This is a genomic window from Singulisphaera acidiphila DSM 18658 (assembly GCF_000242455.2).
Classification (GTDB): Bacteria; Planctomycetota; Planctomycetia; order Isosphaerales; family Isosphaeraceae; genus Singulisphaera; species Singulisphaera acidiphila.
Genome location: NC_019892.1, coordinates 6,994,354 through 7,009,015, shown reverse-complemented (window position 1 = coordinate 7,009,015; position 14,662 = coordinate 6,994,354). Strand labels below are relative to the sequence as shown.

10 protein-coding genes are annotated in these 14,662 nt (G+C 61.5%); 2 read left to right on the top strand and 8 right to left on the bottom strand.

Going from position 1 to position 14,662, the window contains the following annotated elements; all coding sequences use genetic code 11:
• The first annotated feature begins 54 nt into the window (after nucleotides 1-54).
• Nucleotides 55-3,225: a PSD1 and planctomycete cytochrome C domain-containing protein gene (locus tag SINAC_RS27485; protein WP_015248835.1), complete on the top strand. Its 3,171-nt coding sequence runs from the start codon at nucleotides 55-57 to the stop codon at nucleotides 3,223-3,225.
• Between the two features lie 4 nt (nucleotides 3,226-3,229).
• Nucleotides 3,230-4,693, top strand: a complete 1,464-nt coding sequence (locus SINAC_RS27480; RefSeq protein ID WP_015248834.1) for a DUF1501 domain-containing protein — start codon at nucleotides 3,230-3,232, stop codon at nucleotides 4,691-4,693.
• 22 nt (nucleotides 4,694-4,715) lie between these two features.
• Here SINAC_RS27480 and SINAC_RS27475 read toward each other — a convergent pair whose 3' ends face one another.
• From SINAC_RS27475 to SINAC_RS27435, 8 genes are all read right to left on the bottom strand, one after another.
• Nucleotides 4,716-5,855 (bottom strand): Gfo/Idh/MocA family protein, encoded by a 1,140-nt coding sequence (locus tag SINAC_RS27475; RefSeq protein ID WP_015248833.1) that lies wholly within the window; start codon nucleotides 5,853-5,855, stop codon nucleotides 4,716-4,718.
• A complete protein-coding gene (lpxA, locus tag SINAC_RS27470; protein WP_015248832.1) occupies nucleotides 5,852-6,658 on the bottom strand; it encodes an acyl-ACP--UDP-N-acetylglucosamine O-acyltransferase in 807 nt (268 codons plus the stop codon). Before lpxA ends, SINAC_RS27475 begins: the two co-directional genes overlap by 4 nt.
• A gap of 96 nt (nucleotides 6,659-6,754) precedes the next feature.
• On the bottom strand, nucleotides 6,755-8,077 hold the full coding sequence (gene lpxC, locus SINAC_RS27465) for a UDP-3-O-acyl-N-acetylglucosamine deacetylase (protein WP_015248831.1): 1,323 nt from the start codon (nucleotides 8,075-8,077) through the stop codon (nucleotides 6,755-6,757).
• A 225-nt stretch (nucleotides 8,078-8,302) separates the two neighbouring features.
• Nucleotides 8,303-9,013, bottom strand: a complete 711-nt coding sequence (locus tag SINAC_RS27455) for an OmpH family outer membrane protein (protein WP_015248830.1) — start codon at nucleotides 9,011-9,013, stop codon at nucleotides 8,303-8,305.
• A gap of 651 nt (nucleotides 9,014-9,664) precedes the next feature.
• Nucleotides 9,665-10,066 (bottom strand): ArsR/SmtB family transcription factor, encoded by a 402-nt coding sequence (locus SINAC_RS27450; protein ID WP_015248829.1) that lies wholly within the window; start codon nucleotides 10,064-10,066, stop codon nucleotides 9,665-9,667.
• Nucleotides 10,067-10,404: 338 nt separating this feature from the next.
• Nucleotides 10,405-11,286, bottom strand: coding sequence for a 4-hydroxy-tetrahydrodipicolinate synthase (gene dapA / locus SINAC_RS27445; protein ID WP_015248828.1), 882 nt, complete (start codon nucleotides 11,284-11,286; stop codon nucleotides 10,405-10,407).
• A 134-nt stretch (nucleotides 11,287-11,420) separates the two neighbouring features.
• Nucleotides 11,421-12,140, bottom strand: a complete 720-nt coding sequence (locus SINAC_RS27440) for a pyridoxine 5'-phosphate synthase (protein WP_015248827.1) — start codon at nucleotides 12,138-12,140, stop codon at nucleotides 11,421-11,423.
• A gap of 179 nt (nucleotides 12,141-12,319) precedes the next feature.
• On the bottom strand, nucleotides 12,320-14,602 hold the full coding sequence (locus tag SINAC_RS27435; RefSeq protein ID WP_015248826.1) for an ATP-dependent helicase: 2,283 nt from the start codon (nucleotides 14,600-14,602) through the stop codon (nucleotides 12,320-12,322).
• Nucleotides 14,603-14,662: the final 60 nt, after the last annotated feature.

Sequence of the window (14,662 nt, the reverse complement as noted above, 5' to 3'; positions counted from 1 at the left end):
GTCGCAGAAATCAAAGCAGGATTCGCGACGGCGTCTGATGGAGTCGTTTGAGATATGGGTCCAACGCAGAGCGTCCAGTCGTGGCGGTGGCGAGGCTCCCGAACCGTCGCCTTGGCGATCCTCCTCGGGTTGGGCTGTGCGGCCGAAGCGGCCCCGTTGCCTCCCCCGGCAAGCCAAAAGATCGACTACCTACGGGACGTCCGGCCGATCCTTTCCAAGCACTGCTACCGCTGCCACGGCTCTGAGCGGCAGAAGGGGGGCCTGAGCCTTCACGCAAAGGCGCGGGCGCTCGCCGGCGGTGATGGCGGCCCTGCGTTCGAGGTTGGCAAAAGCGACGAGAGCCGGCTGATTGAACTCGTGGCTGCGGTCGACGAGAACGACGTCATGCCTCCCGAAGGCGCCGGTGAGCGCTTGACCCCGGAACAAGTGGGCGTGCTCCGTGCCTGGATCGATCAAGGGGCCTCATGGCCCGACGACGATCCGGCCGGCTCCCAAGCCATTTCGAGCGATCACTGGTCGTTTCGCCCCCCTGTGCGGTCCGATTTGCCCGGCGTCAAGCGCCCGGAGTGGGTCAGGAACCCCATCGATCGATTCGTTCTGTCGCGGTTGGATCGGGAAGGAATGGTCCCCGCCCCCGAAGCCGAACGAACAACCTTGATTCGCCGGCTCTCCCTGGACCTGATCGGGCTCCCTCCAACCATCGATGAAGTTGACTCGTTCGTGGCGGACACCCGGACGGACGCATACGAGCGCCTGGTGGAGCGCCTGCTCGAGTCGCCGCATTACGGCGAGCGCTGGGGTCGGCGCTGGCTGGACCGCGCCCGGTATGCCGATACGAACGGCTATGAGAAAGACCGGGAACGATCCATTTGGCCCTACCGCGATTGGGTGATCCGCGCGATCAACGCCGACATGCCCTTCGACCAGTTCACGGTCGAGCAAATTGCCGGAGACTTGCTCCCCAACGCCTCGCTCTCGCAAAAGGTGGCCACCGGGTTTCACCGCAACACGATGATCAACGAAGAAGGGGGAATCGACGTTGAGGAATTCCGTTTCACCTCCCTCGTCGATCGAGTCGCCACGACCGGGGCCGTCTGGCTTGGCCTGACCATTCAATGCGCCCAGTGCCATACGCACAAGTACGACCCGATTACCCAGCGCGAGTATTATCAGTTCTTCTCCTTCTTCAATAACGCCGATGAACCCGAAATCGACGTGACGGATCCGGAGATCACCACCAAGCGCCAAGAACTTGCCGCAAAGATCGCCGCGATGGAAGCCGGCCTGGAAGCGCAGTTCACCGCATCTGACCTCAGCCCATCCCCAAAACCAGACACGAATGCGCCGGATCTCGACACCAAGAACGACTCACCGTCACTCCAAAGCCGGATGACGGAATGGGAGAAAGCGACCCAACCGGTCCACTGGACTCCACTACGACCCACTCGCCTCGTCTCGCAGAACCACGCGACCCTCACCGTCCAAGACGACCTCTCCGTGCTCGCCAGCGGCGACAAGCCGAACCGTGACACATACGAGGTCGAGGTCTCGACCGATCTGCAAGGGATCACCGCGCTCCGGTTGGAGGTGCTGCCCGACCCCAGCCTTCCCAACGGCGGCCCGGGACGTGCCCCTTTGTTCTCGGTGGGCGACTTTCTGCTGACAGAGTTCCTCGTCGCCACCCAACCTGCTTCGGGTGAAGGCCACGCTCAGCCCGTGCCGATCCAGCACGCGAGCGAAGACTATTCCGAACCGGAGCGTCCCGCGAGCCTCGCGGTGGACGGCATTCCCGACACCGGCTGGACGGTCAAGGGAGGGGTCGGGCAGGCGCACGCGGCCGTCTTCGAATTCCGCGAGAAGGTCGGCGACGGAGCCAGCTCCAAGCTCACTCTGACTCTGCGCCAAGAAGGCATTCACCAGATGACGATCGGCCGATTCCGGATCTCGGCGACGTCGGATCCCGGACCGATTCGCGCCTCGAAGGTACCAGCCGACGTCGAGGCGATTTTCCTCCGCCCGCCCGCGTCACGGACCGAGGCGGAACTATCGAGACTCAAAAGCTATTACTTGAGCATCGCGCCGGAGTTGGCCAAGCAGAACGAACAGATTGTCGCTCTCCGCCGTTCGCTCCCGCCCCAGCCAACGACCTTGGTGATGCAGGAGCGGTTGCCCGAGCACGCCCGAACGACGCATATCCACAAACGAGGCGAGTTCCTCAAGATCACCGACCCCGTTGAGCCCGGCATGCCTGCAGTGCTCCCTCCCCTTCAAAAAGAGGAGCCGCGCAATCGCCTGGGCCTGGCTCGTTGGCTGGTCGCTGAGGAGAACCCACTCGTGGGTCGGGTCGTCATGAACCAGGTCTGGCAGGCCTACTTCGGTCGTGGCATCGTGGCCACTGTCGATGACTTCGGAACCCGAGGGGAGAAGCCAACTCACCCTGAATTACTCGACTGGCTGGCCACCGAGTTCATTCAACGCGGTTGGAGCCTGAAGGCCATGCATCGGCTGATCGTCACCAGCGCCACCTATCGTCAGGACTCGCGGATTTCGCCGGAGCAACTGGCGCGCGATCCGAAAAACGAGTTGTTGGCGCGCGGCCCCCGCTTTCGGGTTGAGGCCGAAGTGGTTCGGGATATCGCCTTGGCGGCCAGCGGCCTGCTCAACCCGGCGATCGGCGGTCCCAGCGTCTTCCCGCCCCAACCCGAAGGGGTTACTGCGCTGGCCTACGGGAGCGTCCCCTGGAAGACCAGCCAAGGATCCGACCGGTTCCGCCGTGGCTTGTACACTTATACAAAACGCACAGCGCCTTACGCCTCGTTCACAATCATGGATGCTCCGACTTCGGAGACTGCGTGCGTCCGCCGTGAACGTTCAAACACGCCGCTCCAGGCGCTTACCTTGCTCAACGACACGACCTTCATTGAAGCCGCCCGCTCACTTGCTCAGCGTGTGCTCGATGAGGCACCCGACGACGATCAGGCCCGCGCTCGCCACGCGTTCCGCCTCTGCCTCTCTCGACTTCCTCGCGAGGAAGAGGTCGCCATGCTGACTCGCTACTTCCAGGAACAACGCGAGCGGTTCCGCCTCGTTGAAGCCGATCCCGCCCAGGTGGCCGGCCTGGACGCGGCGGCGGCAAACGCCACCAAGAACCTCCCCGAACTGGCGGCCTGGACGACCGTGGCGCGTGCCTTGCTCAATCTCGACGAGACGATCTCGAAGGAATAAGACCATGAAACCGTTCGCTTTCGATCCGACGCCGGAACGGCCATCGTCCCCGATCCACGAGTCCACTCGTCGGCATTTCTTTCGCGAGTGCGGCGTCGGGATTGGCAAGATCGCCCTGACGTCGCTTTTCCTCGAGTCTCAATCGCGAGCGGCGACCCCGCTCCCGGCTGATCCACTCACCCCCAAGCCGGCACACTTCGCCCCCAAAGCGAAGCATGTGATCTACCTTTTCATGGCGGGGGCCCCCAGCCAGCTCGACCTCTTCGATAACAAGACATCGTTGCAGAAGTACGACGGTCAACCGGTCCCTGCTGAGATCGTCAAGAATCAGCGATACGCCTTCATCAGGCCGGATGCGAGCCTGATGGCCTCGCGGTTCAAGTTCGCGCGCCACGGTGAGTCGGGGGCAGAAGTCTCCGAAATGCTTCCTCACCTGGCCAAGGTGGTCGATCGGATCAGTTTCATCAAGTCGATGCATACCGATCAGTTTAACCATGCCCCCGCGCAAATCTTCGTGAACACGGGGTCGCCGCTCCCCGGCAGGCCCTGCATGGGGTCGTGGGTCACCTACGGCCTCGGCAGTGACGCCGCCGACCTCCCTGGATTTGTCGTTCTCTCCTCAGCCGGGGGAACCAGCGGTGGGGTCGCCAACTGGAGCAGTGGGTTCCTCCCCAGCTCCTACCAGGGCGTGCCGTTTCGATCCACGGGTGACCCGATCTTGAATGTCGCGAACCCGCCCGGCTTCGACCGCCGGCTCCAGCGCGATTCGCTCGACCTGATCCGCAATCTCAACGAGAAGCGGCTCGACGACGTGGGCGACCCCGAGATCGTCACCCGGATCGCCGCCTACGAGATGGCCTATCGGATGCAGACGAGTGCACCCGAGTTGATGGACCTCACGGGCGAAAGCGACGAGACAATCCAGCTCTACGGAGCCAAACCCGGGAAGGCCTCTTTCGCCAACAATTGCCTGCTGGCGCGAAGGCTGGTCGAACGTGGCGTCCGGTTCGTGAACCTGTACCACGAGGGGTGGGACCATCATTCCGACGTGGCCGGCGGCCTCAAAAATCAGTGCGGCCAGACCGACCAGGCGGCCGCTGCCTTGATCGTGGATCTCGAGCGGCGTGGGCTTCTCGACGAGACGCTCGTCGTCTGGGGGGGTGAGTTCGGCCGCACCCCCATGGTCGAGTCAAACGCCACACTTGGTCGCAGCATGGGCCGCGACCACCACCCTCAAGCGTTCACGATGTGGTTCGCCGGCGGTGGGATCAAGCCGGGAATCACTCTCGGAGCCACCGACGAGCTCGGCTTTCACATCACCGAGCACCCGGTTCACGTCCACGACTTGCAGGCCACGATTCTCCATCTCCTCGGACTCGACCACAAGCGGCTCACCTTCAAGTATCAGGGCCGTGACTTCCGGCTAACCGACGTCCACGGCGAGCTGATTCAGGCGATTCTCGCTTGATGGGATGAACACGCCGCAGGCTTTACTGACTCTGCGGCGTGTTGGACGAGGCCGGTCGACCCGTTCTGGACCGCCACGAGAAGGGCCCTTTCAAGAGGCTGTTCGGAGCGGCGAGCGGTTGCGGCAGATGGCGCGGGCCGGTCGGTCCGTCGGAATCGCCTTCCCATTGATGGGTCTGGATCGCGCGAAGGATTTCGCTGGCCAGACGCATCGCTCGGAGACCTTGCTGGCCGCTCACTTTCGGGGGGGTACCCGATCGAATTGCCTGGACGAAATCCTCCAGCTCAAGCTTGAGCTGGTCCTGGATTTCGGACTGGACCTGGTCGACCCGAAGCACGGTCCCGAACAGATGCTCCTTGACTTCGGCCGGGTTTGTCAGATCCACGCCGGTCAGGTCGAGCTGGCCACGCCTGAGCTGTTCGGAAGGGCGAACGAGGGTGCCCTGCTTGGTCATGAAGTCGAGCATGGCATAGCCTTCCGCTGACCACAGGCGCATCTTGCGCATGGCCTGAAAGCTGGCGCGGCTGGCCGTCAGGTTCGCGACGCATCCATCCTCGAACTCGATTCGAGCATTCGCCACGTCTTCATGGCCGCCGAAGACGCTGACGCCGACGGCCACCACCGATCGAACCGGCCCTGGGTTCATCGCCAGGACGAGGTCGATATCGTGAATCATGAGGTCGAGGACGACCCCGATGTCAGTAGAGCGGAACGTGTAAGTCGAGAGCCGCTCGGCCGTGATGTACTTGGGCCGCATCGGCAGGCCGTCGAGGGCAGAGAGCGCCGGATTGAATCGCTCGACGTGGCCCACCTGGAGCAAGGTCCGGCGAACCTGGGCGAGCGCCACGAGTTCTTCGGCCTCGGCCGAGTTGGAAGCCAGCGGTTTCTCGACCAACGTGGCGATCCCGCGTGCCAGAAAATCTCCGGCCACTTCACGATGCATGAAGGTGGGGACGGCAATCGAGACGGCATCGACCTCATTGAGGAGTTCGCGGTAGTCGGCCACGGCGCGGGTGCCCGTCTTTTCGGCAACGCTCCGGGCCTGTTCGATACGCGAGTCGGCAACTGCGACCAGCTCCACCTCGGGGATCTCTGACAAGATCCTGGCGTGGTGCTGCCCCAGATGGCCGACTCCAACTACCGCCACACGCGAGCGCGTCATGATTTTCTCCAGCGTTCGCGGGCCCGGCCGTGTTTGCCTTCTTGCTGGGCCTGGATGAAATCGAGCAAACTTCGCACTTCAGGGAGGAGGTGGCCGTGTGACTCGAGGATTTCGGTCGCATGCTTCGCGCTCATCTTGGCGCGATAGATCAACCGATGCGCTTCGTGGAGGGCGTCGATCCCTTCCGAGCTGACGCCGTTCCGTTTCAGGCCGACGACGTTGATGCAGCGGATCTTCGACGGATTGCCGTCGACCAGCATGAATCGAGGCACGTCGTGAACGATCCGCGACTGGCCGCCAACGAAGCTGTAGGCGCCGATGGTCGAGTAGTGGTGGACCGCCACCCCGCCGGAAATACTGGCGTGCGACTCGACGTGCACATGACCACCGAGCATCGATCCGTTGGCAATGGTGATGCGATCACCAAGCTTGCAATCGTGAGCGACGTGCGCCCCGGCCATCAGGAAGTTGTGGCTCCCCAGCCGGGTGACCCCATCTTCCTTTTCGGTGGCCCGGTTGATCGTGACACTCTCACGGATGATGTTGTGGTCGCCAATCTCGACGCGGGTCAGCGACCCTTTGTAGCTGACATCCTGCGGATCGCCGCCGATCACGGTGAACGGGCTGAAGACGTTCATCTCCCCGACCGTGGTGACCCCCAGCATGCAGACATGAGCAATGAGTCGGGTACCCCGGCCAACCCGCACGTCTGGCCCGAGCACACAGTAGGGACCGATCTCGACGTCGTCGGCGAGCTCGGCTCGGGGATCAACGCAAGCCGTATCGGCGATCAGCGTGGCCATGATATCGATTATCCTCAAATCCTTGAGGGTCGGAGGCGCCATCCTTGGCACCAGAGCCGAACCAGGCACTTGCAACTGCAAACCGCCGCACAAAGGTCAGGCGGGGCGTTCCGAGTCGACGATCACAAAGCGAATCTTGGCCTCAGCCGCAATCTGATTATCGACCGTGGCGACCCCTTGCACGTAAGCTGAGCGGCTCTTCGTCCGAAGATTTGTCACTTCGAGCCGAAGTTGGTCGCCCGGAATGACCGCTTTCCGAAACTTCACTTTGTCTATGGAAATAATGAGAGCAACCTGTTCGCTCGGATCCACCCAGTCCGCGATCATGATGCCTGCGGCCTGAGCCAAGGCCTCCACGATCAGGACACCGGGCATGATCGGTCGACCCGGCCAGTGCCCCTGAAAGAAGGGTTCGTTGCAGCTCACGTTCTTCAAGGCGACAACGCGACGGGTCAGATCGTGCTCCATCACGCGATCGACCAGGAGGAACGGGTAACGATGCGGCAAAATCCGCATGATGTCGTTGATTTCGAGCCGGCCCTGCCCCCCGCCCTGGAGCGATGTCTTACAGTTGACCGCTTCCCAAAGCTTCCGAACCAAGGCGGCGTTGAGCTGATGCCCCGATCGGTGGGCCACCACGTGGCCGCTCAGGTCCTTGTCCAGGAGGGCAAGGTCACCGACCATATCGAGGATCTTGTGCCGGACGCACTCATCGCGATAACGAAGCTGATTGCCGATCACACCGTCCGGACCGAAGATCAGAAGGTCGGCTTCCGTCGTCCTCGAGCCGATCCCAGCAGCGCGAAGCGCCTTGGCCTCGCTCTCGAGCAGGAACGTCCGGCTGGGGGCGAGCTCTTCGCGGAACGTCTCCGGGGAGACGTCGACGAACAGGCTCTGGGACCCGATCGGTGTCTGCCGCCCGTAATCGAGATGATAGGAAAGGACGAGACCGTCGTCGGTGCCTGGATGCGCCGTGAGGATGGCTTTCCCTTCGCGAACGGTGATTGGCCGTTCGATCACCAGGGTTTCGCGCTCCCGGTCGAGCTCAACGATGCCGGCTCCGTTCAGAGCCTCAACAAACGCCTGGCTCGACCCGTCACAACCCGGGGTCTCCGCCGCATCGATCTCGACCAAGCAGTTGTCGATTCGCAGGCCGGAAAGGGCCGCCATGACATGCTCGACCATTTCAACGGTGGCTTCGCCCTGCTGAAGTGTCGTCCGCCGTTGCCGTGGGATGACGTGGCGAATGTGGGCGGGCACCGCCGGCCGACCCGGCAAGTCGGTGCGGATGAAGACCACGCCCTGGTCGGCCTCCGCCGGGCGAAACCGCACGGCGACGTCGGCCCCTTGAATGAAGCCGACACCGCGGACTTCGGCTTCACGAGCAATCGTTCTCTGCAGTCGCCTCGTCGTGACCATTGCCTTCGACGGCTCCCTCTTCCTTGAGGTTCGTCAGACAGATCGGCCCCATCCGCGGCCCGAAACGCCGCTCGTCAAGGGCCAATCCCGTGGTCTCGACCGGAGGTCAGCGCGACACAAGACACGATTCGCTCGAACGTGGCGTGCTGACCCGGCGTCGACTTCACAAGATCTTCAAGAACCTCAATCAGACATAAATCGCTAAGTTCAAGGAGAACCGCGAAATTAGTTCCCGGCCGGCTTCACACTGCCAGGAGCAGGTGTGATCGCAGAAGTGGCTTTGGGAGCAACGCCCCCCTTGCTCTTGTACTCGGAGTTCAAGTACTGAACCACATCCTTGGTGATGTCGTTCGTCGGCTCGGCATAGACCACCGACCGCTCGATGGCGCGCATCGCCGAGTTGGGGTCGGAGCCGGTCACCGGATCATTCGAGACCCGAAGCACGTAAGTTATGCCGCGATGCTTGGCGACCCGAGCGACCATCGTCTGAATCTCTTTGTAGAGCGTGGCGAGCATCTCGGCTTCGCGAAGTGCGAACTCCCGTTCCGCCTGTTCGCGACCCGCCTCGTTCGATGCCTTGAGCTGGGTGAGCTTGTCTTCAATCTTTTTGGCGTCGGCGCTCCCAGGCGACATCTTGGCTAGGCTTTCCGACTCCTGCTGCATCTGCTGCATGATGCCCATCAGGTCTTTTTTCTTGGCCATCACGGCGGCTTTGAATTCTTCGCCGCTGACCTTGACCTTGTCGTAGCCCTTGAAGACGGCCGTCATATCAATCGAGCCGAATGTGGCCGGAGCGGGGGGAGTGGCCGCGGGGCTTTGGGTCGTCGACTTCCGAACGGCGCTATCTTGTTGTTGTCCGAGTGAAGAGCTGGCCAGAGCCATGACTCCAATTAAGCCAAGGCTCACCGCCGCGACCGCGCGAGAGGAGACGACCATCAGTTCAACTCCTTTTGACTGGCCGCCGTCGCGGCCTTCTGGATCGTCGAAAACACCCGGCGTCCACGCCGAGGGAGAGCATCCACCGCGTCTCCCTTGATGACGTCAAAGGAACCACTTGGTAGACAGCCCGGCCTGGTCCAGATCGCGCAGGGAACCCTGCAACGACGTCTAGACCCGGGGTCTCTATGTCGAGCGGCATTCTGCCCCGAACTGCCCAAGAGGTCAAGTCGAACCTCGTGGAGGAACAGGACGTTCCTCGCTCCAAGGCATCAGACCTGCGAGCCCAACCCTTCGATTTCCGAAGACGATGGGCCGTGAAGCAGAGCCGTTGTGAGGTCTCTGCTCATCACCTGCTACTCGCGAGGTGGATTCCCCTGCTGCTTGCCCGTTTTGAAGAGCAAAAACACAGCCTTCCTGACGAGACCAGAATGCGGGCGGGGCCCCGCGATCCCCAAGGGAACCCAACCGATTCGGAAAAGGGTTCGACGACCGGTTGCCCTGGAGCTCGTCCGATTCGCTCCAGGACATCCCTAACGAACCCAAAAGCGTCGTGCTTCGTCGCTTCAAAACTCCCTTGTCCTCGGGAGCGAAGCCGCACGCGAAGTCAAGGCTTTCCCGGGACCGAGTCAGCCTCGCCCTCGATCCTCCTCACTCGCCGGAGTAATTGAGCGTGAAGTCGTGGAAGCGAACCTTTCGCGGCATCTCCCCGGTGGCCGAGAACAGGCTGACCAACAGCTCGCTGAAGTGCTCGGTCAGAACGCTGTAGTAATTGTGCTTGCCTTCACGCCTCGCCTCGATCAGCCCCGAGACGCGGAGGAGCGCCAGGTGATGGCTCACGGCAGGCTGGCTCTGGCCGAGCCGGTTGCAAAGATCGGTGACGTGAAGCTCACCGTTCTGCGCCAGGTAGAAGAGAATGCGGAGCCGGGTCTCGTCACTGAGCAGCTTGAAAACCTGGGCAAGTTCGCGAACGGCGGGCTCTGACACCTCTTGCTGGGTCTCAGCCGGTGCACTCACTGCAGGAGTTGATCGCTTGACGGCCTTGCGTGCCATGAAAACCTCAATTTGTGTCAAAAAATTCCGAAATCAATGAATGCTTCACATCCATGCCAAGTTCGCTATTGATCTCGAGACCAGAACGAACCCGTCGAAACCGGGGAGTGCATCCATCTCGTAAGGCTACGAGCTTGCGTGCGCCCGAAGATCGACCGAGAGGGGGAGGATGCGTGGGAAGTGAACGTCCGATGTCAACCAAGGAAGTCTGATCACTCTCGACTCGTAAACGGTCTGAAAAGTGGAAACGATCCGAAGGCCAAACCGCTCGGCAAGAGACATCGCGGATCACGGACCAGAAACTCACGCTTGATCGATCAATGAGACCGTTCAGTTAATTATGCAACACCGGTCAAGAGCCCATAGCGAGTTAGGCTCGTTCGAATGGCCAGTTGCGCCGATTCGACGGGCGGGCAGAGCGGAAGTCGGAACTCGCCGTTACCGCGTCCCAGCATCGCGAGGGCCATTTTGACGGGGATTGGGTTTGCAGCAATGGCGAGAAGATCTCGGCAAAGGGGAAAGAGTTTCAAATGGAGTCGGCGTGCTTCGTCCCGATTTCCTTGCTCGAACGCGGCGATCAAGGCCAACATGTCACGTGGAACGAGGTTCGCCACCACCGAGATCACTCCCTCAGCGCCGAGGGCGAGCATGGGCAACGTGAGACTATCATCACCCGACAGAATCGTGAGGTCGGTCCGACAGAGGAGTTCGCTCACTTGGTCGAGCGAGCCGCTTGCTTCCTTGACCGCGACGATCGGCCCAAGCTTGGCAAGCCGTTCAATCGTCTCAGGCTCTACATTCCGACCGGTTCGACCGGGCACGTTGTAGAGGACAAGGGGCAAGTCCACACTCTCCGCGATCTGAGCAAAATGGGCGTAGAGCCCTTCTTGCATCGGGCGGTTGTAGTAAGGAGCGACAAGCAACGCCCCGTCGGCCCCAGCCTTGGCAGCAAAACGGGTGAGCCGCACGGCCTCGGCCGTGGAATTCGAACCCGTGCCCGGCAGTACCTTGGCACGGCCTGCCGCGCGTTCGACGACGGTGGCGATGACCCGCTCATGCTCATCATGAGTGAGGGTCGGACATTCGCCCGTGGTACCGACCGGGCTGAGAACGGGAACCCCCTGAGCGATGTGCCAGTCCACGGACTCTTGAAGGAGGGGATAATCAACCTCACCATTGCGAAAAGGGGTGACCAACGCCACGGTACACCCAGCAAACATTCGACCCTTGGATGACATTCCCAACCCCCACCCTTCGATATTCCGCGCACGACGACACTGCGTGTCAATTCTAAGAGTCGACTTCCTGATAGGGAAGACCATATCTCCAAGGCAGCTCACTCAAATCAGCCAATTTAACTCCGACTCAAGCAGTCCTTCATTTCTCGAACTGCGCGCTCGAGCCCGACAAAAACGGCCCGTGAAATGATGCTATGGCCGATGTTCAGTTCGGTCATTCCCTCCAATCGAGCGACGTGGCCGACGTTCAGATAGTTGAGACCGTGCCCGGCATGCAGTTTCAGACCACGGGCCACCGTGATCCGCCCCGCATTCATCAGAGCGGTGAGTTCACGCGCGTGCTCGGCATCGGTTGCGGCATCCGCATAGCGGCCCGTATGCAGCTCGACCGCCTGGGCTCCCAACTCAGCGGAGAGCTCGACCTGGGCAGGATCGGGGTCGATGAACAGGCTGACCTCCAACCCGGCGTCCAGGCACCGTTTGATGGCTTCGGCAACGCGATCGCGATGACCGACAACATCAAGGCCCCCCTCGGTTGTCAGTTCGGCGCGTCGTTCTGGAACGAGGGTGACCTGGTCCGGACGCGTCTCGATCGCAATCGCGATGATGGCGGGGTCGACCGAAAGCTCGAGGTTAAGTCGAACGTTAACGGTCTCTCGGAGCAGGCGAAGATCACGGTCCTGAATGTGCCGACGATCCTCCCGAAGATGGATCGTGATTCCATCCGCGCCGGCAAGCTCGGCAAGGGCGGCCGCCCAGACCGGATCAGGTTCCTTACCCCCGCGAGCCTGGCGAAGGGTCGCGACATGATCGATGTTGACACCCAGGCGTGGCATTGCGGTGAATCTCTTCCTCAGCTAGGCCCCTTTTCTTTTTGAATCAAAAAAAGAAAAAAGGGGACGGAAACCGTCGAAACATCTTGACCCTTAAACGTTGCACCGAGTCGAAGACATGTCGTGCCTGTGTTAGGATCGGTCACCCCGATGACCTGCAACGACGTCTCCCAATGCACGGTCTACTTACCGGTCACCGGGCGCAATGGCGACTTGGCGAGGACAAATGTCTTCTCCCCCCCCACGGTGAAGGCCACCCGCCCCTTCCGGTTCGGACCGGCGCCGTCGATCGCGATAATCCGGCCGATGCCATACTGCGGATGGAGGACCGAAACGCCCGGCCGGAAATCCCCAAGGTTGGTCGGAGCCGCAGCCGCCCCGCCCAGCTCAGCGGCGGTCGTCAGCCGAAAGCCTTTCGGCGAAGCTAATGGCGCGGTACTCCGTGGAGTCCAGGGCGGCGCAGTACCGGTTCCGGCACCACGCGGTGCCCAAGGTGCCGACGATTCCGGCCGACGCCACCCAACGGCCGACGAGGCCGTGTCATTTTCGGAAAGATCCCGAATGATCATCGGCTCTTCGGGCAATTCCCCCAGAAAGCACGAGGGAATCGTCGCCTGCCGCTGACCTCGAAACTCTCGAACGCGGCAGTGACTCAAGTAGAGCTCGCGTTCGGCCCGTGTGATTCCCACGAAGAGAAGACGCCGCTCTTCCTCCAGCTCGCGATCGTCATCCCGAACCCGGGAGTGAGGGAGAATCCCCTGCTCCAACCCGACGAGGAAGACCACGGGGAACTCGAGTCCCTTGGCGGCATGCAAGGTCATCAGCGTGACAGCCCCCCCCTCATCCTTCCAACGGTCGACTGCGGAAGAGAGGCTGATTTCCTCCATAAAATCAATGATGGAAGCGCCGGGATGCTCCCGGTCGAACTCGCGGGCCGCAGAGACAAGTTCATCGATGTTGGCTAGTCGCTCCTCGCCATTCGTCTTGGATTCTTCGGCGAGATACTCGCGATAGCCGGTCAGAGCGAGGAGCTTGCGGGTGACTTCCTCGGCCGTATGTTCGCGCAAGGCCGAGAGCTCATCCATCAGCATGCCGAAGTCGCGGAAGCCTCGGGCCGCCTTGTCTTTCAAGCCGGGGACCGCCGAAGCCTGCCGGGCCATCGCCAAGAGGGGAAGCTTGAGAGCTTTGGCCCGCGCCGCGAGGTGGTCGAGCGACGTCTTCCCGAGGCCGCGAGGAGGGACGTTGACGACCCGGGTGAACGACACGTCGTCCTTCGGGTTAACAAGCAGGTTGAGGTAGGCCAAGACATCCTTGACCTCCTGACGCTCGTAAAAGGAGACTCCGCCCACGATCTGGTACGGGATCTTCGCGGCGCGAAAGGTCATCTCGAAATTTCGGGTGAGCGCCGTCACCCGGCAGAAGACGGCCATATCACCGAACGTGAATCCACCGTCCCGAACAAAGCCGAGGATCTTGTTCGCGACTCCGCGCGCTTCTTCCGACTCGTTGGAGTAGACCGTCAACTCGACCGGCGCACCGGTCGGATTCTCGGTCGTAAGCGCCTTGGCTTTCCGCCGGCTATTGAACCGGATCAAGTGGTCCGCAACTTGTAAGATGTTCTTCGTACTTCGATAGTTTTGCTCGAGTTTAACGACCCGGCAACCTGGGAAGTCTTGCTCGAATTCAAGGATGTTGTTGAGATTCGCGCCCCGCCAGCCATAGATGGATTGGTCGGGGTCACCGGTAACACAGAGGTTCGGAATGTCGGTCGAGAGCGCGCGCACGATCGCATATTGGGCGAGATTGGTATCCTGATACTCGTCGACCAGAACGTAGCGGAACCGCGCATCGAGGTGAGCGCGAACGTCCGGTTTCGTCTTCAGGATGGTCACCAGATGGACGAGCAAGTCATCGAAATCGACGGCCGACGACTCTTGGAGTCGTTCCTGGTAGCCTTTATAGACCTTGGCGACAATCGCATCGGTGTGGTCCCCGATCCGTTTGGCCATGATCTCGGGAGTGATCAGGTCGTTCTTGGCCCGACTGATCGCGGAGTCGATCCGTTCGGGGGGAACGGAGACCTCGTCGAGGTCGAGCCGGGTCATGGTCTGCTTGACCGCGCGGAGCCGATCGGACTGATCGTAGATTGTGAATCCGCGATCGATGCCGACCAAAGGAGAATAGGTTCGCAAGAGCCGGGCGCACAAGCTATGGAACGTTCCGACCCAAACTTCGGATTTGGGCGCAAGCGCCTCGATCCGCTCGCGCATTTCGCCGGCCGCTTTGTTCGTGAAGGTGAGAGCCAGGATATTCCGTCCCGCAATCCCTTGCTGGAGCAGATTGGCGACGCGTCGCGTGATGACCCTCGTCTTGCCCGATCCCGCGCCGGCCAAGACCAGCAACGGCCCATCAATGTGAGCGACCGCACGGCGCTGAGGTTCGGTGAGATCGGCAAACAAATCCATCGAGGAATTCATCCTTGGGAGAAGGATCAAAAAGCAGGGAGAGCGCATGATCAGGATCGG

Coding starts and splice junctions, on each gene's coding strand:
- SINAC_RS27485 (WP_015248835.1), top strand. CDS start 55: ATGGGTCCAACGCAGAGCGTCCAGTCGTGGCGGTGGCGAGGCTCCCGA.
- SINAC_RS27480 (WP_015248834.1), top strand. CDS start 3,230: ATGAAACCGTTCGCTTTCGATCCGACGCCGGAACGGCCATCGTCCCCG.
- SINAC_RS27475 (WP_015248833.1), bottom strand. CDS start 5,855: ATGACGCGCTCGCGTGTGGCGGTAGTTGGAGTCGGCCATCTGGGGCAG.
- lpxA (WP_015248832.1), bottom strand. CDS start 6,658: ATGGCCACGCTGATCGCCGATACGGCTTGCGTTGATCCCCGAGCCGAG.
- lpxC (WP_015248831.1), bottom strand. CDS start 8,077: ATGGTCACGACGAGGCGACTGCAGAGAACGATTGCTCGTGAAGCCGAA.
- SINAC_RS27455 (WP_015248830.1), bottom strand. CDS start 9,013: ATGGTCGTCTCCTCTCGCGCGGTCGCGGCGGTGAGCCTTGGCTTAATT.
- SINAC_RS27450 (WP_015248829.1), bottom strand. CDS start 10,066: ATGGCACGCAAGGCCGTCAAGCGATCAACTCCTGCAGTGAGTGCACCG.
- dapA (WP_015248828.1), bottom strand. CDS start 11,286: ATGTTTGCTGGGTGTACCGTGGCGTTGGTCACCCCTTTTCGCAATGGT.
- SINAC_RS27440 (WP_015248827.1), bottom strand. CDS start 12,140: ATGCCACGCCTGGGTGTCAACATCGATCATGTCGCGACCCTTCGCCAG.
- SINAC_RS27435 (WP_015248826.1), bottom strand. CDS start 14,602: ATGGATTTGTTTGCCGATCTCACCGAACCTCAGCGCCGTGCGGTCGCT.